We start from the raw sequence: 19,817 nt of genomic DNA, 5'->3' as shown, positions 1-19,817 counted from the left end.
GTGCGATGTGATGCGGTAGGGAGTAAGAATTGACATTTGGCGTGCTGATCAGCGTTTTTCTGCTGGCTTTGCTGGGCGGAGTCCACTGCGCTGCCATGTGCGGCGGCGTGGCGCTGGCCGTGGAACAACGCCGCGGCGCGACGGTGACGATCAGTCTGGTGCCCAGCCGCGCCGCCTGGCTGGCCGAGTTGCTGACTATGCACTTGGGCCGGATCTCGACCTATATGCTTCTTGGTGCCGCGCTAGGCGCGCTCGGTGCCTCGGCATGGAAGCAGGATTACCTGCCGGTGCAGCGCTGGCTGTTCGGCGCGGGCAGCGTCATGCTGCTGTGGTCGGGCTGGCGGTTGCTGCGCGGCAACACTTTTACCGTCGACTGGCTGGAGCGGCTGGCGGCGCGCGCCGGCGCAACGGTGGCGCGGCGGCTGGGTGGCCTGGCAGGCGCCATGCCGGCGTTTGTGCGGGCGCGAAGCGGACTGGCGCGGCGTTATGGCGTGGGCCTGGCGTGGGGGCTGGTGCCGTGCGGCATGGTCTATGGGGCGCTTACGCTGGCGCTGCTGGCGGGCAACGCGGCGTCCGGCGCACTCGTGATGGGCGTGTTCGGGCTCGGCACATTGCCTAATCTGCTGGTGCTGTCCGGCCTCGCGGGCTACTTGCGTACGCTGTCGCGACGTCCCGGCGTGCGCTTGGGGGCCGGCCTGGCGGTGATGGCGTTCGGCGCCCTTGGCATTGCGCGAGCGGTGCTGCTGCCACATTCGCTGGCCGAGCATGGATTCTGCCTGGTGTTCTGAGGCGCCGGCGCCGCCCGGGCAACGGATGATGGTTGCAGGCGGGGGCGGGAATGCCATACAATCGCCAACATTGCGGTATCGCGCGGCATAGAATGAGCCGCGGTAAGCAGCGGGCGAGCAGCGCCAGGCGGCCTTCCTACCAGAAGGCGCGTTCAGGGCAGGGGAAGCGGAAGGTTTTCGATGCCCGTCCCGTCCCCGCAGTCCATCCGGTTCAAAAGATCTGGTTCAAAAGTCCGGCTGGCACTGCGGTGTTGGCGATGCCGGCCTTGCTCCCGATACCCGTTTTTCTTGCGTCCGAGGCCTTCAGTTCGCTGACAGCGACGTCCGATATGTGCGGGCGCGCTACGCAAGAGGTTTGCTGGCCGATCCATAACGGCACGCGAACGATCTCCTGCCGGAACGACCCGGCAACTCGATGCAAAGATAGGGAAGTGCACGGCTTGGATGCAGCAGGTATCCGGCTAGCTGCGCAATGAGATGGCGGTGGCTTTCGTACCGCTGTATCCAAAATCTCCGATGCCCCGGATCCGTCCGGGAGCAGGTGCAAAGACAGGCTGCACACCATCAACATGAATACCCAAGAGGCGAAGATCGTCCTCGAGACGGCGCTGATCTGCGCGCAGGAACCGTTGCGCGTCAATGACCTGCGGCGGCTGTTTGACGACGACGTCGGCGCAGACACCATCCGCGTGCTGCTTGAGGAACTGCGCCAGGACTGGCGGCCGCGCGGCGTGGAACTGGTGGCCCTGGCCAGCGGCTGGCGCTTCCAGAGCCGGCCGGAAATGCGTGAATACCTCGATCGGCTGAATCCCGAAAAGCCGCCAAAATATTCGCGCGCCGTGATGGAAACACTGGCGATCATTGCCTACCGGCAGCCGGTGACCCGCGGCGATATCGAGGAAATCCGCGGCGTAACGGTCAGCACGGAAGTGGTCAAGAAGCTTGAGGACCGCAGCTGGATCGAGGTGATCGGACACCGCGACGTGCCGGGCAGGCCGGCGCTGTATGCGACGACCAAGGCATTCCTGGACGATCTTGGGCTGCGTACGCTGGATGAGCTGCCGCCGCTGGAAGACGCCCAGGCGCAGGCGCAGGCAACCCTGCTGGAACAACAGGCCATCAATTTTGAAGATCTGGCTGCAAACAAGGCAGCCAGTGCCGACGAGGAAGCATTTGCCGACCCCGCCGCGCAGGCAGCGGATGTGGCCGAAGCATCCGTCGCGAACGAAGCCGAGACGACCGACCCGGTCGACCAAGGCGCCAATGGCTTTGACGTGCAACCGCTGCAAGCTGCAGCCGACGATGCCGCCGAGGCCGCTTCCACCGAACCAGCCGCACCCAATCCGGACGGGGCGCGGGGCGATTTGCCGGACAACGGCACCCCGCCGCACCCGAGCGAGCACGACGAGCGCGTGCCGAACTGAACAACATGCAACATCCGATAGTGAATATCTTGTCTGATTCCGTTGAGCAAGACACCCGCAATGCGGGCGCACCCGCCGACACCGGCGCCGCAGAACCCGGATCGGGCAGCGAAGCCGCGCCCCGCCGCAAGGGGCTGCGCCGCGGGCTGAGGAACCTGGTCGCATCGCGCCGCCAGGCAACGCAGGACCGCGGCGAGGGCGCCGAAGGCGCCAGCGCCGGCGGCCAGGCCGATGCCGGTGAAGCGGGCGCCGCCCAGGCGGCGGGCGGCGCGCGCGGTGGCCAGCGCGGCCGCGGCAAGCGCAAGACGGGGCAGGGCGAGGGCGGCCAGGGCAGCCAGGGCGGCCAGGGCACCAGCAAGGCAGACAAGGTGGACCGCGCGGCCAGGGCCGAAGGCACCGACAAGCCCGAGCAGCCCGGCCGCAAGCGCAAGCCGGTCCAGCGCTCAGGCAAGGCGGCGGCGCCGGGCGAGGCGCAGGGCGCCGGCGCGCGGCAGCAGGGCCGCCGCAAGGATGGCGGCAAGCCGCAGGCGCCCCGCAAGGGCCAGGGCGGCGGGGACAAGACCGCGGCGAGCAGCGAAGACCTGTTCCGCTTCGTGATCTCCGAGCAGTACGACACTGAAGACACCGTCATCCCGCGCACCAAGGCCAAGCCGGTGCGCGAGCTGTCGGCTGACGACGACGCGCCCAAGCTGCACAAGGTGCTGGCCGAGGGCGGGCTGGGCTCGCGCCGCGAGATGGAAGAACTGATCCTGCAGGGCCGCGTTTCGGTCAACGGCCTGCCGGCCCATATCGGCCAGCGCATCCTGCCGGCGGACCAGGTCCGCGTGAACGGCAAGCTGATCCACCGCAAGGTGTCGACCAAGCCGCCGCGCGTGCTGCTGTACCACAAGCCCGCCGGCGAGATCGTCAGCCAGTCCGATCCGGAAGGCCGTCCGACCGTGTTCGACAGCCTGCCGCGCATCAAGAGCGGCAAGTGGGTCGCGGTGGGCCGCCTGGACTTCAATACCGAAGGTCTGCTGATCTTCACCACGTCGGGTGACATTGCCAACCGCTTCATGCACCCGCGCTACGGCGTGGAGCGCGAGTACGCGGTGCGCACGCTGGGCGAGCTGGCCGAGGCCGACCGTCAGCGCCTGCTGCACGGCATCAAGCTCGATGACGGCGAAGCCAACTTCCTGCGCATTGCCGACGGCGGTGGCGAAGGTGTCAACCAGTGGTACCACGTGGCCCTGACCGAGGGCCGCAACCGTGAAGTGCGCCGCATGTTCGAGGCGGTCGGGCTGACCGTGTCGCGCCTGATCCGCACCCGCTACGGCCAGTTCCTGCTGCCGCGCGGCCTCAAGCGCGGCCGCTGGCAGGAAGTCGAGCCCAATGACGTCAAGGCGCTGATGGCCGGTGTCGGCCTGAAGGTGCCCGGCAAGGGCGAGCAGGCCCCCAAGGGCGCTACCAAGGTGGGCGGGCGCAAGCAGCGCACCGAAGCCGCGATTGCCGGCATGCCGATGCCCACGGGTATGGATGGCCTGCCGCGCTTCGACCAGGGCGGTGCCCGGGGCGGTGGCGGCGGCCGCAGCAGCCAGCCGGATCCGATGAGGACCTCGATGGGCTATATCAGCCACGGGCCCACGTTGCTGACCTCGCACGCGGCCAACCTGGGTGGCGGGCGCGGCACTGGCGCACGCCAGGGGCGCGGTGGCGCCGGCATGGGCGGCATGGGTGGCATGCGCGGTCAGGGTGGCCAGGGCGGTCTGGGCGGCCAGGGTCAGGGCAAGCCGCGTCGTGGCGGTGGCGAAGCCAACGGCAATGTGATGCCGAAGGCGTCGAAACCGGGCGGTAACCGTTCCCCGCGCGGAGGCAGTGGCGGTGGCGGCGGCAACCGTGGTGGCAACCGCGGCGGCAACCGATAAGCGCTGATTGCGGCGCATGGCGGGCTGAATGCCCGCCGGCGCCGGGTTCAGTGCGCGGAAATGTCTGGCTTTTGCCTTTTCGACATAATCCGCGTATAATTCAAGTCTATTCAAAAAGCCATCCTCGTCGAGGATGGGCGAATGATGGGCATTGCGCCCATTTTTTTTTGGTTCGCCCGTTTTTCGGTTCTCTCCGCTGGAGCGGGGGGATGGCGGACAGGCAGGGCTGCAGCAGGGTCGTCCCGGACGGCACCGGCGGGTTTGCCTGCCACGGTGTTGATGGCCATTACTCGGGATAACAGTGCATCTGGCAGATTTGATCGAAACCACCCTAAGCGGCATGGGATATGAGCTGGTCGAGCTCGAGCGTGCCCCGGCCGGATTGCTGCGTGTCTATATCGATCAGCCTGAAACCGGCATTGCCATCGAGGATTGTGAAAAGGTGAGCCGCCAGCTCACCCACGTGTTCACAGTCGAGAACGTCGACTATGAACGCCTCGAGGTTTCGTCGCCCGGACTGGACCGGCCGCTGAAGAAGCTGGCCGACTACGTTCGCTTTGCCGGCGAGGAGGTGCGCGTGACGCTGCGCCTGCCCGTCAACGGACAGAAGAACTTCACAGGCATCCTGCGCGAGCCCACCGGCGCGGCGGGCGAGGAGAAGATTGGCCTGGAGTTCGAGGGCAAAGATGGCCCGGCGCTGCTGGAATTTGCCGTATCCGATGTCGACAAGGCACGCCTGGTGCCGGTGATCGACTTCAAAGGAAATCAAAGAAAAGGGAACAAGCAATGAGCCGCGAAGTTCTGTTGCTCGTCGATGCGCTTGCGCGTGAGAAGAACGTCGACAAGGATGTGGTATTCGGTGCCCTGGAGGCGGCGCTCGCCTCGGCCACCAAGAAGCGTTTCGAGGAAGACGTGGATATCCGTGTCGCGATCGATCGCGAGTCGGGCGAGCATGAAACCTTCCGCCGCTGGCTGGTCGTTCCCGACGAGCTGGGCCTGCAAGAGCCGGACAAGCAGATCCTGCTGTTCGAAGCCCGCGATGAAACCCCCAGCATCGAGCTGGGTGATTTTATCGAGCAGCAGATCGAGTCGGTCGAGTTCGGCCGCATCGGTGCTCAGGCTGCCAAGCAGGTAATCCTGCAGCGCATCCGCGACGCCGAGCGCGAGCAGATCCTGAACGACTACCTGGATCGCGGCGAGAAGATCATGACCGGCACGGTCAAGCGCGCCGACAAGAAGGGCCTGATCGTCGAGTCCGGCCGCGTGGAAGCGCTGCTGGCCCGCGACCAGATCATCCCCAAGGAAAACCTGCGCACCGGTGACCGCGTGCGTGCGTATATCCTGAATGTGGACCGCGCCGCGCGCGGCCCGCAGATTGAACTGTCGCGCACCGCGCCCGAGTTCCTGATCAAGCTCTTCGAGAACGAAGTGCCGGAAATGGAAGAGGGCCTGCTGGAGATCAAGGCGGCTGCCCGTGATCCGGGCGTGCGCGCCAAGATCGCCGTGGTCGCGCATGACAAGCGCATCGACCCGATCGGCACCTGCGTGGGCGTGCGTGGCACGCGCGTCACCGCGGTGCGTAACGAGATCGGCGGCGAGGCCGTGGACATCGTGCTGTGGTCGGAAGACCCGGCGCAATTTGTGATCGGCGCGCTGGCGCCGGCGCAGGTGCAGTCGATCGTGGTGGATGAAGAGAAGCACAGCATGGACGTGGTGGTCGACGAGGAAAACCTCGCCGTCGCCATCGGCCGCAGTGGTCAGAACGTGCGCCTGGCGTCCGAGCTGACCGGCTGGCAGATCAACATCATGACGCAGGAAGAATCGGCGCAGAAGCAGGCCGAAGAGAGCGATGTCGTGCGCAAGCTGTTCATGGCCAAGTTGGACGTGGACGAGGAAGTTGCCGACATCCTGATCGAGGAAGGCTTCTCCACGCTGGAAGAAGTGGCTTATGTCCCCATCAGTGAAATGATGGAGATCGAGGCCTTTGACGAAGACACCGTCAACGAGCTGCGCAATCGCGCGCGTGATGCGCTCCTGACGATGGAACTGGCCCGGGAAGAAAAGGTGGAAGAGGTGTCGCAGGACCTGCGCTCGCTCGACGGCCTCAACCCGGAATTGATCGGCAAGCTGGCCGAAGGCGATATCCATACGCGTGACGACCTGGCCGAACTGGCCGTGGACGAGCTGGTCGAGATGACCGGTGTCAGCGAGGAAGAAGCCAAGTCGCTGATCATGAAAGCACGGGAACATTGGTTCAACTGAGGGACACGCCCGGGCCGGCCTACACTTGGCCCGGGCGCGCTTTCCGCAACGATTTGTCCCGACGTAGAAACCAAGCATTGAAAGGGTTTGAATGGCAAGCACAACAGTTGCCCAACTGGCCGCAGAACTGAGTCGCAGCGCAGCTGCCCTGCTGGAACAATTGCAGGCGGCTGGGGTGGGCAAAGCGACGCCAGAAGACATCATCACGGAATCGGATAAGACCAGGCTGCTGGACTATCTGAAGCGTTCGCACGGCCAGGCCGACGACAGCTCCCGCAAGAAGATCACACTGACCAAGCGCGAAACCTCCGAGATCCGCCAGTCGGATGGCACCGGCAAGACCCGCACGGTCCAGGTGGAAGTGCGCAAGAAGCGCGTGCTGATCAAGCGCGACGAAGCTGCGCCCGATACCCAGGCCGACGGGGCCGAAGCCCAGGCGCCTGTCGCCGATGCTGTCGAGGAAGCACGCCGCGACGAGGATGAACGCCAACAGGCTGAACTGCTGGCGCGCCAGGAAGCTGAAGCCAAGGCCGCCCGCGAGGCAGCCGAGCGTGAAGAAGCCGAGCGCCGCGCCCGCCAGGAAGCGCTGGAGGCTGAACAGCGCCGCCAGGCCGAACTCGCCGCCCGCAAGGCGGAGGAAGAGGCTGCCGCATCGCGCGCCGTGACCGAGGCCAACGAGGATTCCTCGCGCAAGAAGGCAGAGGACGAGAAGGCACGCGTAACCGCCGAACGCGCCGAGGCGCAGAAGGCTGCCGACGAGGCCAAGGCTGCTGCCGACAAGGCCCGCGCCGAGCAGGAAGTCGCTGCGCGCAAGCGCCGCGAGGCTGCCGAAGCCGAGGCCCGCGCGATCCAGCAGATGCTGAACGCCCCGCCGCGCGTGCTGAAGGCGCCGTCCGAGCGCAAGGCTGAAGAGAAGAAGGCCGAGCAGACCGGTACGCTGCACAAGCCGGTGAAGCCGGCCGGTGCGACCACGGAAGCGAAGAAGGACGAAAAGAAGCCGGTCACCACGACCACGACCACGGCAACCGCCGACAAGAAGGGCAAGGTCGTAAAGGCGGGCTGGCAGGACGACAGCAGCCGCAAGAAGGGCAGCGGCCTGAAGACCCGTGGCGATACGTCGGGTGGCGTGGGCGGCTGGCGCGGTGGCCCGCGTGGCCGCGGCGGCAGGCAGCAGCAGCATGACGACAGCCGCAGCAGCTTCCAGGCGCCGACCGAGCCGGTCGTGCGTGAAGTGCACGTGCCGGAAACCGTCTCCGTGGCCGACCTGGCGCACAAGATGGCCGTCAAGGCGTCCGAGGTCATCAAGCAGATGATGAAGCTCGGCCAGATGGTGACCATCAACCAGGTGCTGGACCAGGAAACCGCCATGATCGTGGTGGAAGAAATGGGCCACAAGGCGTATGCCGCCAAGCTGGACGATCCGGAAGCGCTGCTGGTGGTGGGTGGTGAGGAACACACCGACGCCGAGTTGCTGCCGCGTCCGCCGGTGGTGACCGTGATGGGTCACGTCGACCACGGCAAGACCTCGCTGCTGGACTACATCCGCCGCACCAAGGTGGCAGCGGGCGAAGCCGGCGGGATTACGCAGCACATCGGTGCCTACCATGTGGAAACCGACCGCGGCGTGATTACGTTCCTGGATACCCCGGGTCACGAGGCCTTCACGGCCATGCGTGCCCGCGGTGCCAAGGCGACCGATATCGTGATCCTGGTGGTGGCCGCCGACGACGGCGTGATGCCGCAGACCAAGGAAGCCATCGCGCATGCCAAGGCTGCCGGTGTGCCGATCGTCGTGGCGATCAACAAGATCGACAAGCCCGATGCCAACCCGGACCGCGTCAAGCAGGAACTGGTGGCCGAGCAGGTGGTGCCGGAAGAATACGGCGGCGATTCGCCGTTCGTGCCGGTTTCCGCCAAGATGGGTACCGGTGTGGAAGACCTGCTCGAGCAAGTGCTCCTGCAAGCCGAAGTGCTGGAACTGACGGCGCCGGTGGATGCCCCGGCCAAGGGCCTGGTGGTGGAAGCCCAGCTCGACAAGGGCAAGGGCCCGATCGCAACCATCCTGGTCAGCAGCGGCACGCTCAAGCGTGGCGATGTGGTCCTGGCTGGCAGCGCCTACGGCCGCGTGCGTGCCATGCTGGACGAGAACGGCAAGCCGACCAAGGAAGCCGGCCCGTCGATCCCGGTGGAAATCCAGGGTCTGTCGGAAGTGCCTGCCGCCGGTGAAGAAGTGCTGGTGCTGCCGGACGAGCGCAAGGCACGTGAAATCGCGCTGTTCCGCCAGGGCAAGTTCCGCGACGTGAAGCTGGCCAAGCAACAGGCCGCCAAGCTGGAGAACATGCTCGAGCAGATGGCCGAAGGCGAAGTGCAGACGCTGCCGTTGATCGTCAAGGCCGACGTGCAGGGTTCGCAGGAAGCGCTGGTGCAGTCGCTGCAGAAGCTGTCGACCGCCGAAGTGCGCGTGCAGATCGTGCATGGCGGCGTGGGTGGCATCTCCGAGTCCGACGTCAACCTGGCGACGGCTTCGAAGGCGGTCATCATCGGCTTCAACGTGCGTGCCGACGCTGGTGCGCGCAAGCTGGCCGAGCACAACGGCATCGATATCCGCTACTACAACATCATTTACGATGCGGTAGACGAGATCAAGGCGGCGATGTCGGGCATGCTGGCGCCGGAGAAGCGCGAGACCACCATCGGCCAGGTCGAGGTGCGCCAGGTGTTCCGCGTGCCGAAGATCGGTGCGGTGGCCGGCTGTATGGTTACCGACGGCCTGGTCAAGCGCAACTCGCTGGTGCGCGTGCTGCGCAACAACGTGGTCATCCACGACGGCGAGCTGGATTCGCTCAAGCGCTTCAAGGACGACGTCAAGGAAGTCAAGCAAGGCTTTGAGTGCGGTCTGTCGATCAAGAACTTCAATGATGTTCAGGAAGGCGACCAGCTCGAGGTGTACGAAATCACAGAGGTGGCGCGTACGCTGTAAGGCGTCGCAAGCAACGGCAGGCTTCGGCCTGCCGTTGTCATCTCGACTAGACAGTATTGAATGGCCAAGAAAGGCAGCATCTCCTCCCGCAATCTCCGCATCTCCGACCAGATCCAGAAGGACCTGGCCGAGATGATCCAGCGCGAACTGCGCGACCCGCGCCTCGGCCTGGTCACGCTGCAGTCGGTCGCGCTGACGCCTGACTATGCGCACGCCAAGGTGTACTTCACCGTGCTGGGCGCAGAAGCCGCAGAGGCGGAAGCCATCCTGAACGAAAAGGCCGGCTACCTGCACTCGCTGCTGTACAAGCGCCTGCACATCCATACCGTGCCGACGCTGCGCTTCTTCCACGATACCTCGGTCGAACATGCGATCGAGATGTCCAAGCTGATCAACGAAGCGAACGCCACGCGTTCGAAAGACGACTGAAGCCGGCGCCCATGCCTCCCTGGCATGGGTTTCGCGGCCGCACGATTTACATTGCCGCCATCCGCGCCGCATCGCCGTCCCGCCTCCCGCTTTCTCCCGATGACCGATTCCAACGCCAACCGTCCGCCGCGCCTGCCGCGCCGCGAGGTCCATGGTGTGCTGCTGCTCGACAAGCCGCTGGGCCTGTCGTCCAACGACGCGCTGGTGCGCGCCAAGCGCCTCTTGCGCGCGGCCAAGGCAGGCCATACCGGCACGCTGGACCCGCTTGCCACGGGGCTGCTGCCGCTGTGCTTCGGCGAGGCCACCAAGTTTTCGCAAGACCTGCTGGAAGCGGACAAGACCTATGACGCCGTAGTGCGGCTGGGCGCGCGCTCGAGCACGGGCGACGCCGAAGGCGAACTGCTCGACGTGCGCGAGGTCACCTGCGACCGCGCCGCGGTGGAGCAGGCGCTGGCAAGCTTCCTCGGCGAGATCGAACAGGTGCCGCCGATGCATTCGGCGCTGAAGAAGGACGGCCGCCCGCTGTATGAATACGCGCGCGCCGGCCAGACCGTGGAGCGCGCGGCGCGCCGCGTCACCATCCGTTCGATTGCGCTGCTGGACTGCGCCTTGCCCAATGCCCCGTCGTTCACGATGCGGGTGACGTGCAGCAAGGGCACCTATATCCGCACGCTGGCCGAGGACATCGGCGAAGCGCTGGGCTGTGGCGCGCACCTGACCGGACTGCGCCGCATCGCCGTGGGCGACCTGACGCTGGACGGCGCGGTGACGCTGGAACAGATCGAACAGCACGACGACGCGCAGCGCCCGACCATGCTGGCACCTGTGGACGCCTTGCTGCAGAAGTGTGCGCCGGTGCATCTGGACGAGGCCGCTGCAGCGCGCTTCCTGCAGGGCCAGCGCATTGCCCAGCGCGACCTGCCGGCCGGCACCGGGCTGGCCGAGGATGCGCTGGCGCGCGTCTATGCCGGCGAGCCGGCCCGGCTGCTGGGCGTGGCGCGCATGCGCGAAGGCGCGTTGCGGCCGGAGCGGCTGGTCAAGCTGTAAATTGCGTGAGGGGCGTAAGCGGCAGCCCCGTCAGCAATTACTCTAGCGTGATCCTGGCCGTCTTGATGACATCGGCCCACAGCTTGCGATCCTGGGTGAGGAAGCCGGCGAAATGCTCCGGTGTATCGCCCACGGGCTCGGAGCCGAATTCAGCCATTTTCTTCCTGACTTCCGGGTTCGCCAGGGCCTTGAGCAGCGCCTGGTTGTAGCGGACCACGATCGCCTTCGGCAGGTCCTTCGGCCCGAAGATGCCTTGCCAGGTGGGCATGTTGAAGTCCTTCAGGCCGCTCTCGGCAAGCGTTGGCACCTCCGGCAACAAGGGCGAGCGCTTGCTGCCGGTGACCGCCAGCGCCTTGACCTTGCCGGTCTTGGCCAGCGTCGCCGCGGTGGTGATGTTGTCGACCGTCATGGCGATATGCCCGCCCATCAGGTCGGTGATCACCGGGGTGGCACCCTTGTACGGCGCATGGACCATGTCGATGCCAAGGCGGTGCAGCATGGTTTCGGCAATCAGGTGATTCGACGTTCCGACGCCGGCTGTGCCGTAAGTGACCTGCGGCGTCTTTTTGACGTAGGCGACGAAGTCCGCCATGGTCTTGACCGGCAGGGCCGGATTGATGATCACGACATTCGGCTGGGTGGCCAGCATGGCGATGGGCGTGAAATCATCCGCCTTGTATGGCGTGCCCTTGGGGTTGAGCAGGTGGGTCACCGCCATCGCGCCGGCGGCGCCCATGCCAATGGTGTAGCCGTCGGCCGGGGCCTTGGCCAGCTTGTCGGCGGCGATATTGCCACCCGCACCCGGCACGTTCTCGACCACCACCGGCACCCCCAGGCTTTCCGACAGCGGGGCCTGCACCAGGCGCGCCAGCAGATCTGCCGAACCGCCGGGCGCAAAACCCACCAGCAGGCGCACCGGCTTGACCGGCTTCCACTCCTGCGCCTGCGCGCCCGGGATCACCGCCGCGCCCACGCTCATCCACATCATGCCGCGCACCAGCGGCCCCATCCACTTCGCCACCTTTTCCATTGTTACTTCCACTCCAGCAGTGTCATGGGCAATTTGTCAGCGGGCTCGCCCTTACCCGAAAATGCGTTCGCTTCCTGCCCTGATTCAGGCCGCGGCACCCGCCAGTACCTGCCCCAGCAGCCTTGCCACCATGCGGTTGGAGAGCAGCACCGGGGCGCCGGCATGGCGCGCCACCTCAGCCCGCATGGCTTCGGTGTAGCCCATGCAGTGCATCACCACCAGGTCGCAGCCGCGCAGTGTCTCGCCCGCCTGCGCGAAGCGGCCGGTGCTTGTGTCCGTATAAGGCGAGGCATGCGTGACGCGCAGTTCGCAGGACACCGGCTGGATCAGGTGGAAGCCGCTCACCTGGGCTTCCAGCGGCAACACGATGCCGAGCCGCTTGCAGCCCTGCGCCAGCGCCACGGTCAGGTGGTCCACCACCTGCTGCGGTTCGATGACCAGGGTCTGCATCGGCGGCAGGGCGGTGCCGGTGCACAGTGGCACCAGGGCGTCGAAGCGGCCGTCGTCCAGCGAGGTCATCAGCCGGGCCAGCATCGCCTCGGCCACCGGCTTGCCCATCACCGCCTGCGTGCCGTCACGCAGCCGGCTGGCAAAGCGGTACTCGCCGGGCGCGGGCGCCAGCGCGGCAATGTCCTGCGGGCCCAGCGCGTCCAGGATGCCGAACTCTTCCACCGTGGCCGGCAGGCCCAGGTCGGCAATCATCTGCGGGACCACATCTGTCCTGGGCGCCTGCCCGATGGTGACGAAGGCCACGCGTGGCTGGCGTGCGGCAGGCGTGTTCATGCCTCGGTGCCCACGGTCTGCAGATGGGCCAGCGAGCCATAGCGGCGCTGCAGCTCGGCCCACTCGGCCGCGTCGTAGAAGTCGCATTGGCCCTGGCCGAACTGCTTCGCCACCTCGATGCAGAAGCGCGTCGCCACGTCGATGTCGAAGGCGTTGGTGACGCCGGTCGCGCAGCCTGGCACAGTGGTCTGCGCGGTCAGCGCCACGCCCACGACCGGGGCAGGGGTCACGATGGCCGGCTGCATGATCGAGTTGACATGCCACAGGCCGTTTTCATACGGCGTGATGTCCTGGGTGGTCAACGGCAACACCATCGGCAGTTCGCCGCTGACCCATCCCATCAGGTCCAGCATCCGTTCCGGCAGGCGCAGCAGCCAGCCTTCCTTGGCCACGGGTGTCAGCGCCACGCCGCGGCGGTTGACGAAGCGGTTGCCGCGCGTGGTGTCGACCGACAGGATCGCCGCCATCCGCTGGTGCACCTCATGCGACATCATCGTGCGCATCGCAAAGGGCGATTTCATCATCGGCACCGGATGGTGCGGCCGCGTGGCGGCGTGCGGGCAGATATGGGTGTGGATGCGCACCGGCCCGGCCAGCACGTCGCCGGTGGCGGCCATGTCGGCCAGCTTCAGGGCGCTGGCGACGGCCACGATGGCGCCGTCGGCATCGGATACCAGGCCCGTCACGGCCGGGCGCGCGCCGACGCCGCCCAGCCGGCCCACTACGCCAAGCGCGGGTGCATCCGGGTTCTGTCCGGGTACCGTGCAGGCGAGGAAATCGGTGTAGAGGCCGTTCTTTTCCACGCGCGTGACGGTGACATCGTCCAGGCCGCGCGAGCGCAGCAGTGAGGCGACAGCTGCGCCGTCGACATTCGCTGCCGACAGCAGCTCGATCGATTCAATAACCTGCTTGATAGACATCTTGCTTGACTTCCTGGGGCTGGGGAGGGGTTCCGTACGCTTGGGCTCAGGCCAGCAAATTCAGCGCGGCAGTGAAAGCGCGCCGGGCTGCACGTCGGCAATCTCCGCGCCCCTGAACCATCGCGCGGCATGGGTGCCGCCCATTTCGAAGCGATCGTCCGAGACCCGTACCCAGTTGCCTTCGGGCAGGCCCAGCACCGGCATGTCGGGCTGCAGCACGGTGAATTCGGCCAGGCGCTGGTCGCGCGTTTCGCCGCGGAAGCCGGGCACGACCAGATTGAAGTAGTGCGGGTTGATCTGGAAGGGGACTAGCGCCAGGGCGTCCAGGCCGCCTGGATCAGCCACCGGCATGTCGTTGGTGGTGCGAATGGTCGGGCAGGCCAGGTTGGCGCCCGCGCTCCAGCCGATATAGCGCGCCGCACCGGATCGTACCTGCGCCGAGATCGGCGCCAGCAAGCCGCGCTCGCGCAGGCACTGCAGCAAGCGGAACGTGTTGCCGCCGCCAACGACGATCAGTTCGGCCGCCTCGATGGTGCGCACGGCTGCCGCCGGCTCGGCCAGACGGTGTAGTGATTGCACCGCGATGCCGACCGGCGCGAAGGCGTCGCGGACCAGCGTCTCGTAGGTGTCCCAGTCGCGCGTGACGCCGGCGAACGGGATAAAGCAGGCAGTCTTGCGGCTGGCGGCCAGGTCGCGGATCGCTTCCTGGGCGTGGACCAGGTAGCCGGCGTCGCTGCTGGAGTTGCTGAGTAACAGGAGTTCCATGGGTCGTTGCGGCAAAGTCTAGATAAGTGAGGCGGCGTCGAGCCACAGTGGGTCGCCGATGCGCTGTCCCACGGGTGCCACGGCCTGCACCAGCGTCGCGCGCAGCGCCTGGGCCTGGGCCTGGCTGACCTGCATCGCGGTGAAAGACAGGCACAGTCCGCGCACGTCGCCTGAGAGCGGGTCTGCCAGCGTGGTGGCCACGGCGCCGATGCCCGGCATGCCTTCGTTCACGGCGATGGCGCTGCGCTCGGCGCCGGCCGTCGCCACGCGTTCGCGCAGCTCGGCAACCGTGGCAGGACAGCCGGCGGGTGCATCCGGCAGCTTGCGGGCGCCGGCGGCGCCATAGCGCGCGCTGAATTCAGGCTCGGGCAGGCGCGACAGCAGCACCCGGCCCATCGCCGTGGTGAATGCCGGCCGGCGTGCGCCGGGCGGCGACAGCACCTGCACCGGGTTGCTGCCGTTCAGGCGTTGCAGCACGACGGTGTCGGTGCCGTCCAGCATCGACAGATAGGCGGTGAAGCCGGTGGCTTCGGACAGAGTGGCCAGGATCTCGCGGCATTGCTCGTCGAAGGGATGCGCCTGTGCAGCGGCCTGCGCTGCGCGGATCAGCAGCGCGCCAGGGCGGTAGCGCCGCGTGGACGGCTGCAGTTCCAGCAGGCGATAGCGCACCATCTGGGCGAGCAGGCGCGAGGCCGAACTCTTGGCAAGGCCCAGTTCGTCCAGGACATCGTTGAAAGTGATCTCGTGCCGGTGATGCCCGAACAGGTCCAGCACGCTTTCCACGCCTTCAAGAATGCTCACTCCGCCACTCCACGCTCCGTATCTCTATTACCTGTTTGGTTCCGGTTTTCGGAACGTAGGTTCCGTAATTCGGTTTACAAATAATAGAAGCACGAAGACAGGAACACAAGGGGGGCATTCCCGGCGCAGCAACCCGGCGGCGAAGCAAAAAAAATGGCCCCGATCAGGGGCCAAGTCTTGAAAACCGGAGAGGTCGGGTCAGTGCGCCGCCATCGCATCAGCCGACCCGCCACCGCCCTTGGCCGGCCGCGTCAGCCAGACAAAGCCGATCAGCACGAAGAACAGCATCCCCGAGATCCAGAAGATATCGTTGGCGCCGAGCATGGCAGCCTGCTGGGAGATGTTGCGCTCGATCACGCCCATTGCCTGGGCCTGGCTCATGCCCATCTGCATCAGGTGGCTGAGCTGGTCGTGGTAGGCCGAGTTGTACGGGTTGACCTGTTCCACCAGCTGCGCGTGGTGCAGGGCCGAGCGGTTTTCCCATACGGTGGTCGAGATCGAGGCGCCGATGCCGCCGAAGGTGATCCGCACGAAGTTCGACAGGCCCGAGGCCGCCGGGATCTTCTCGGGCGGCTGGCCCGACAGGATGATCGACGTCAGCGGGATGAAGAACATCGCCATCGCCGCGCCCTGGATCAGCGTGGGCACCATCAGCGTCCAGGTATCCACCTGCGTGGTGAAGCCCGAGCGCATCAGGCTGACGATGCCGAAGGTGATGAAGGCCGCGGTGGCGACCCAGCGCGCGTCCATCTTCGGCAGGTTGCGCCCGATCACCGGTGACAGCAGGATCGCGAAGATCCCGACCGGCGCCATCACGATGCCCGCATCCGTCGCGGTATAGCCGACGATGGTCTGCAGCCACAGCGGCAGGATCACCAGGTTGCCGAAGAACAGCCCGTACGCCACCGAGATCGCCACCACGCCGGAGCTGAAGTTGCGGCCCTTGAACAGGCTGATGTCGACGACGGGGTGCTTCTCATAGGTTTCCCATGCCAGGAAGAAGAGGAAGCCGACAATTGCCACCAGCGTCAGCACCACGATCTCGGTCGAGTGGAACCAGTCCAGCTCCTTGCCCTTGTCGAGCATCAGCTGCATCGAGCCGACCCAGATCACCAGCAGCGCCAGGCCGATGCGGTCGATCGGCAGTACCTTGGTCGGGGTCTCGCGGTCCTTGTAGATGGCCCAGGTGACATAGGCCGTGATGATGCCCACCGGCACGTTGATGTAGAAGATCCACGGCCAGGTCATGTTGTCGGAGATCCAGCCGCCCAGCAGCGGCCCCATGATCGGCGCCACCAGCGTGGTCATGCCCCACAGTGCCAGCGCCATGGTGCTCTTCTGCGGCGGATAGCTCGACAGCAGCAGCGACTGCGACAGCGGGATCATCGGCCCGGCCACCGCGCCCTGCAGGACCCGTGCGGCCAGCAGCGTCTCGAGGTTGGGCGCGACGCCGCACAGCCACGATGCCAGCACGAACAGCAGGATCGAGGTGATGAACAGCCGCACCGCGCCGAAGCGCGTGGTCAGCCAGCCGGTCAGCGGCACCGAGATCGCATTGGCCACCGCGAACGAGGTGATGACCCATGTGCCCTGGTTGGGCGCGACGCCCAGGTCGCCTGAAATCGCCGGGATCGACACGTTGGCGATCGACGAGTCCAGCACGTTCATGAACGTGGCCAGCGACAGCGCGATGGTGCCGACCACCAGCTTGCCGCCGGTCAGCGGCCGCGGCTGCTGCGACGCCAGTGGCGGGACCGGCCGCGCCGGCGCCTGGCTGCCGTCGGACTGCGCGGCGGTGGGGGAGTTGGCCATGATCAGGTGTTGGCGGGCTTGGCGTTGGCGGCGCTGGCCGAGGGCAGGCCGGTGCTGCGGCCGCCGTTGTTGGCGGCGATGATGTGCGCGATCAGCTGGTCGGCGTCCTGCGCTACCTTTTCATAGACATCGGTCTGCATCGGCTTGGCCGGCGCGGCGGCGGCCATGGCGGCGCCTTCCTCGCGGCGCACGTCGACCTTGACTGTCATCGACAGGCCCACGCGCAGCGGGTGGTCCTTGAGCTGCTGCGGGTCAAGCGCGATGCGCACCGGCAGGCGCTGCACCACCTTGATCCAGTTGCCGGTGGCGTTCTGCGCCGGCAGCAGCGAGAAAGCCGAGCCGGTGCCGGCCGAGAAGCCGGCGACCTTGCCCTGGTATTCCACCTTGGAGCCGTACACGTCGGCTTCCAGCGTCACGGGCTGGCCGATGCGCATATGCGTGATCTGCACTTCCTTGAAGTTGGCGTCGACCCAGACCTGGTCCAGCGGCACCACGGCCATCAGCGGCGCGCCGGCGGCCACGCGCTGGCCGACCTGAACCGAGCGCTTGGCAACATAGCCGGTCACCGGCGCCGGCATGGCCGAGCGCGCGAACGACAGGTAGGCCGAGCGCAGGTTGGCGGCGGCGCGCTGCACGTTGGGGTGCTTCTCCACCGTGGTTTGGTCGGTCAGCACCTTGTTCGACGCCAGTTGCTCGCGCGCGGCCAGCAGCGCCGACTCCGCACCCTTGAGCGCGGACTGCGCGTGCGAGATCTCTTCATTCGAGACCGCGCCCGAGCCGGCGATGGCCTGGCGGCGGCGCAGGTCGTCGCGGGCCTTGGCCACGTCGGCTTCGCGCAGCGCCACGTTGGCGGCGAGCGAGCCGTTGTTGACGTACAGCGTGCGCACTTCGCGCACGGCCTGGGCCAGCTGGGCTTCGGCCTGTTCCAGCGCCACTTGCGAATCGGCGCGGTCAAGCTGGATCAGCGGCTGGCCGGCGGTGACCAGTTGCGTGTCGTCGGCGGCGATCGACACCACGGTGCCGCCCACCAGCGGCGTGACCTGGACCACGTTGCCGGCGACATAGGCGTCGTCGGTGTTTTCAAAGTGGCGGGCGTACATGCCCCAGTAAACGCCATAGCCGATGCCGGCGACCACGATTGCCGCAGTCAGCGACAGCAGCATGCGCTTGCGCTTGCCGTTGTTGTTGGTGCTGGCCGGCGCTTGCTGGGCAGGGTGCTGGGGGGTGTTGGGGCCGGCCGCTTGCTGGTTGTTGCTCATGATGTCTTCTGAATAATCTTGTGTTCGATCACCGGGTGCGCGGATCAGCCGCGAGCGCCCGCCTGGGTGTTGTGCTGTTGCTGCGCCGGGTCGTGGCCGGCGCTCTCGTGGCCTTCCACAGGCTCCTGGTAGCCCCCGCCGAGCGCCTTCATCAGGCCCATCTGCAGGTCCAGCCGCCGTGCCTGCAGGTCGGTCGCCAGGCGGCGCTGCTGCAGCACGTTGCTTTCGGCGTTCAGCACGGTCAGTTGCGTGCCCAGGCCGGCCTTGTAGCGGGTGGTGGCCAGTGCATAGGCGTGCTCGGCCAGGTCCAGGGCTTCGCGCTGGGTCTGGATCTGCTTGTCGACGCTGCGGATGCTGGTCATGGTGTCGGCGGTCTCGCGCAGCGCATCGACCAGGGCCTGGTTGTAGTTGGCCACGGCGATGTCGTAGCCGGCGTACTTGCCCTTCAGGTTGGCGCGCAGCTTGCCGCCTTCGAAGATCGGCAGGCGGATAGTCGGGCCGATGCCGAAGGTGCGGCTGACGCTCATCAGCAGGTTGGACGGATCCAGCGCGGCAAGCCCGGCAAAGGCGGTCAGGCTGACGTCAGGCAGGAACTCCTTCTTGGCGACATTGATGTCCTTGGACGCCGCCTCCACGCGCCAGCGTGCCGCCACCAGGTCCGGCCGGCGGCCCAGCAGGCCGATGGTCAGGTTGTCGGGCAGCGTCGGCGTGGCCTGCGCCAGCAGCACCGGCGGCTGGATCTGCAGCCCCCGGTCCGGGCCCTTGCCCAGCAGCGCTGCAAGCTGGTTGCGCGCCAGGGCGATTTCCTCGTCCACGCGCTGCAGGTCGGTGCGCGAAGCAGCCACCGTGCCGCGCGCCTGCGTGGTCTCGACCTGGGTGTCGAGGCCGGCGGCCAGGCGCTGGCGTGACAGCTCGGTCAGGTCGCCGCGCTGGGCGATGGCGCGCTCGGCCACGTCGCGCTGGGCGTACAGCGCCGCCAGGCGGGCGTAGTTGCGGGCGATCGAGGTGGCCAGGATCAGGCGCGAGGCCTGGCTTTCAGCCTCGGCGGCGCGGTCGTCGGAGAGCGCCGCTTCCAGCGCATCGCGGTTCTTGCCCCAGAAATCGAAGTCATAGGACAGGCCCACCTGCAGGCGCGACTGGTTCTGCCACGATCCCGCCAGCGGGGTGCCTTCGAACAGGTCTTTCTCGGAGATGCGCTGGCGGAGCAGGCTGCCTTCGAACTCCAGGTGCGGATAGAGCGCGCTGCGGGTGGCATCGGCCATGGCGCGCGAAGCTTCCACGCGGGCGAACGCGGCCTGCAGGCTCGGGTTGTCCTTGACCGCCTCATCGACCAGGGCGCTCAGCTGGGGGTCCTTGAACTGCGCGACCCAGTCCTGCGAGGGCCATTGGCCGTGTTCGTCGGGCAGGGTCTGCGAGGTTGCCATCGTGGCCGGGTCGGCCACGGTCTGGGTGCTGTGCGAATTGCCGAGTGCCGCGCAACCGGCCAGCACCGCCGCGGCCATGGCAGTCAGCGCAAGCACGCTGGCACGGCGCGCCAGCGTGCGTGGGGTGGCGCGCCGGGGGGATTGGGGGGAGAGAGCTTGTTTCATGGTGTTGCTCCGCTGCCGGAGCCT

At 66.8% G+C, this 19,817-nt stretch carries 16 protein-coding genes; 8 read left to right on the top strand and 8 right to left on the bottom strand.

The features are described 5' to 3' along the window. The first annotated feature begins 29 nt into the window (after positions 1 to 29). The 8 genes from KB879_RS23460 (at position 30) to truB (ending at position 10,834) form a co-directional block, all read left to right on the top strand. On the top strand, positions 30 to 788 hold the full coding sequence (locus tag KB879_RS23460; protein ID WP_013957174.1) for a sulfite exporter TauE/SafE family protein: 759 nt from the start codon (positions 30 to 32) through the stop codon (positions 786 to 788). A 569-nt stretch (positions 789 to 1,357) separates the two neighbouring features. Beyond that, the gene (gene scpB / locus KB879_RS23455) at positions 1,358 to 2,212 is read left to right on the top strand and encodes an SMC-Scp complex subunit ScpB (RefSeq protein ID WP_211979866.1); all 855 of its coding nucleotides are present in this window, start codon (positions 1,358 to 1,360) and stop codon (positions 2,210 to 2,212) included. 5 nt (positions 2,213 to 2,217) lie between these two features. After that, positions 2,218 to 4,116 carry a 23S rRNA pseudouridine(2605) synthase RluB gene (rluB, locus tag KB879_RS23450; protein ID WP_211979865.1) on the top strand — a complete coding sequence of 633 codons (1,899 nt, stop codon included), beginning with the start codon at positions 2,218 to 2,220 and terminating at the stop codon, positions 4,114 to 4,116. Positions 4,117 to 4,417: 301 nt separating this feature from the next. Then, entirely contained in the window at positions 4,418 to 4,906 is a 489-nt protein-coding gene (rimP, locus tag KB879_RS23445; RefSeq protein ID WP_013957170.1) for a ribosome maturation factor RimP, read from the top strand. Continuing rightward, entirely contained in the window at positions 4,903 to 6,378 is a 1,476-nt protein-coding gene (gene nusA, locus KB879_RS23440) for a transcription termination factor NusA (RefSeq protein ID WP_013957169.1), read from the top strand. The genes rimP and nusA overlap by 4 nt, the downstream gene beginning before the upstream one ends. A 91-nt stretch (positions 6,379 to 6,469) precedes the next feature. Beyond that, complete coding sequence (gene infB, locus KB879_RS23435) at positions 6,470 to 9,358, top strand: translation initiation factor IF-2 (RefSeq protein ID WP_013957168.1); 2,889 nt, start codon at positions 6,470 to 6,472, stop codon at positions 9,356 to 9,358. A 60-nt stretch (positions 9,359 to 9,418) separates the two neighbouring features. Beyond that, the gene (gene rbfA / locus KB879_RS23430) at positions 9,419 to 9,787 is read left to right on the top strand and encodes a 30S ribosome-binding factor RbfA (protein ID WP_010809484.1); all 369 of its coding nucleotides are present in this window, start codon (positions 9,419 to 9,421) and stop codon (positions 9,785 to 9,787) included. 99 nt (positions 9,788 to 9,886) lie between these two features. After that, positions 9,887 to 10,834 (top strand): tRNA pseudouridine(55) synthase TruB, encoded by a 948-nt coding sequence (truB, locus tag KB879_RS23425; protein ID WP_153953618.1) that lies wholly within the window; start codon positions 9,887 to 9,889, stop codon positions 10,832 to 10,834. Positions 10,835 to 10,871: 37 nt separating this feature from the next. On the opposite strand, the gene KB879_RS23420 is transcribed toward truB, so the two are convergent. The 8 genes from KB879_RS23420 to KB879_RS23385 all read right to left on the bottom strand — a co-directional run bounded on the left by KB879_RS23420 (position 10,872) and on the right by KB879_RS23385 (position 19,793). Then, a complete protein-coding gene (locus KB879_RS23420) occupies positions 10,872 to 11,864 on the bottom strand; it encodes a tripartite tricarboxylate transporter substrate binding protein (RefSeq protein WP_013957166.1) in 993 nt (330 codons plus the stop codon). Between the two features lie 84 nt (positions 11,865 to 11,948). Continuing rightward, on the bottom strand, positions 11,949 to 12,647 hold the full coding sequence (locus KB879_RS23415) for an AroM family protein (protein WP_211979864.1): 699 nt from the start codon (positions 12,645 to 12,647) through the stop codon (positions 11,949 to 11,951). After that, positions 12,644 to 13,567: a DUF1177 domain-containing protein gene (locus tag KB879_RS23410; protein WP_211979863.1), complete on the bottom strand. Its 924-nt coding sequence runs from the start codon at positions 13,565 to 13,567 to the stop codon at positions 12,644 to 12,646. Before KB879_RS23410 ends, KB879_RS23415 begins: the two co-directional genes overlap by 4 nt. Positions 13,568 to 13,627: 60 nt before the next feature. Then, positions 13,628 to 14,332 (bottom strand): dipeptidase PepE, encoded by a 705-nt coding sequence (gene pepE / locus KB879_RS23405; protein ID WP_211979862.1) that lies wholly within the window; start codon positions 14,330 to 14,332, stop codon positions 13,628 to 13,630. Between the two features lie 18 nt (positions 14,333 to 14,350). Further along, entirely contained in the window at positions 14,351 to 15,133 is a 783-nt protein-coding gene (locus tag KB879_RS23400) for an IclR family transcriptional regulator (RefSeq protein ID WP_013957162.1), read from the bottom strand. 198 nt (positions 15,134 to 15,331) lie between these two features. Continuing rightward, positions 15,332 to 16,945, bottom strand: coding sequence for a DHA2 family efflux MFS transporter permease subunit (locus tag KB879_RS23395; RefSeq protein WP_013957161.1), 1,614 nt, complete (start codon positions 16,943 to 16,945; stop codon positions 15,332 to 15,334). A gap of 2 nt (positions 16,946 to 16,947) precedes the next feature. Beyond that, a complete protein-coding gene (locus KB879_RS23390) occupies positions 16,948 to 18,204 on the bottom strand; it encodes an HlyD family secretion protein (protein WP_013957160.1) in 1,257 nt (418 codons plus the stop codon). Positions 18,205 to 18,248: 44 nt separating this feature from the next. Beyond that, the gene (locus tag KB879_RS23385) at positions 18,249 to 19,793 is read right to left on the bottom strand and encodes an efflux transporter outer membrane subunit (RefSeq protein ID WP_211979861.1); all 1,545 of its coding nucleotides are present in this window, start codon (positions 19,791 to 19,793) and stop codon (positions 18,249 to 18,251) included. Positions 19,794 to 19,817 lie beyond the last annotated feature (24 nt).

Origin of the sequence: Cupriavidus sp. KK10 (assembly GCF_018223725.1) — a bacterium.
Classification (GTDB): Bacteria; Pseudomonadota; Gammaproteobacteria; order Burkholderiales; family Burkholderiaceae; genus Cupriavidus; species Cupriavidus necator.
Note: the sequence above shows the minus strand (reverse complement) of the source record. Positions and strands in the feature narration are given on the sequence as shown.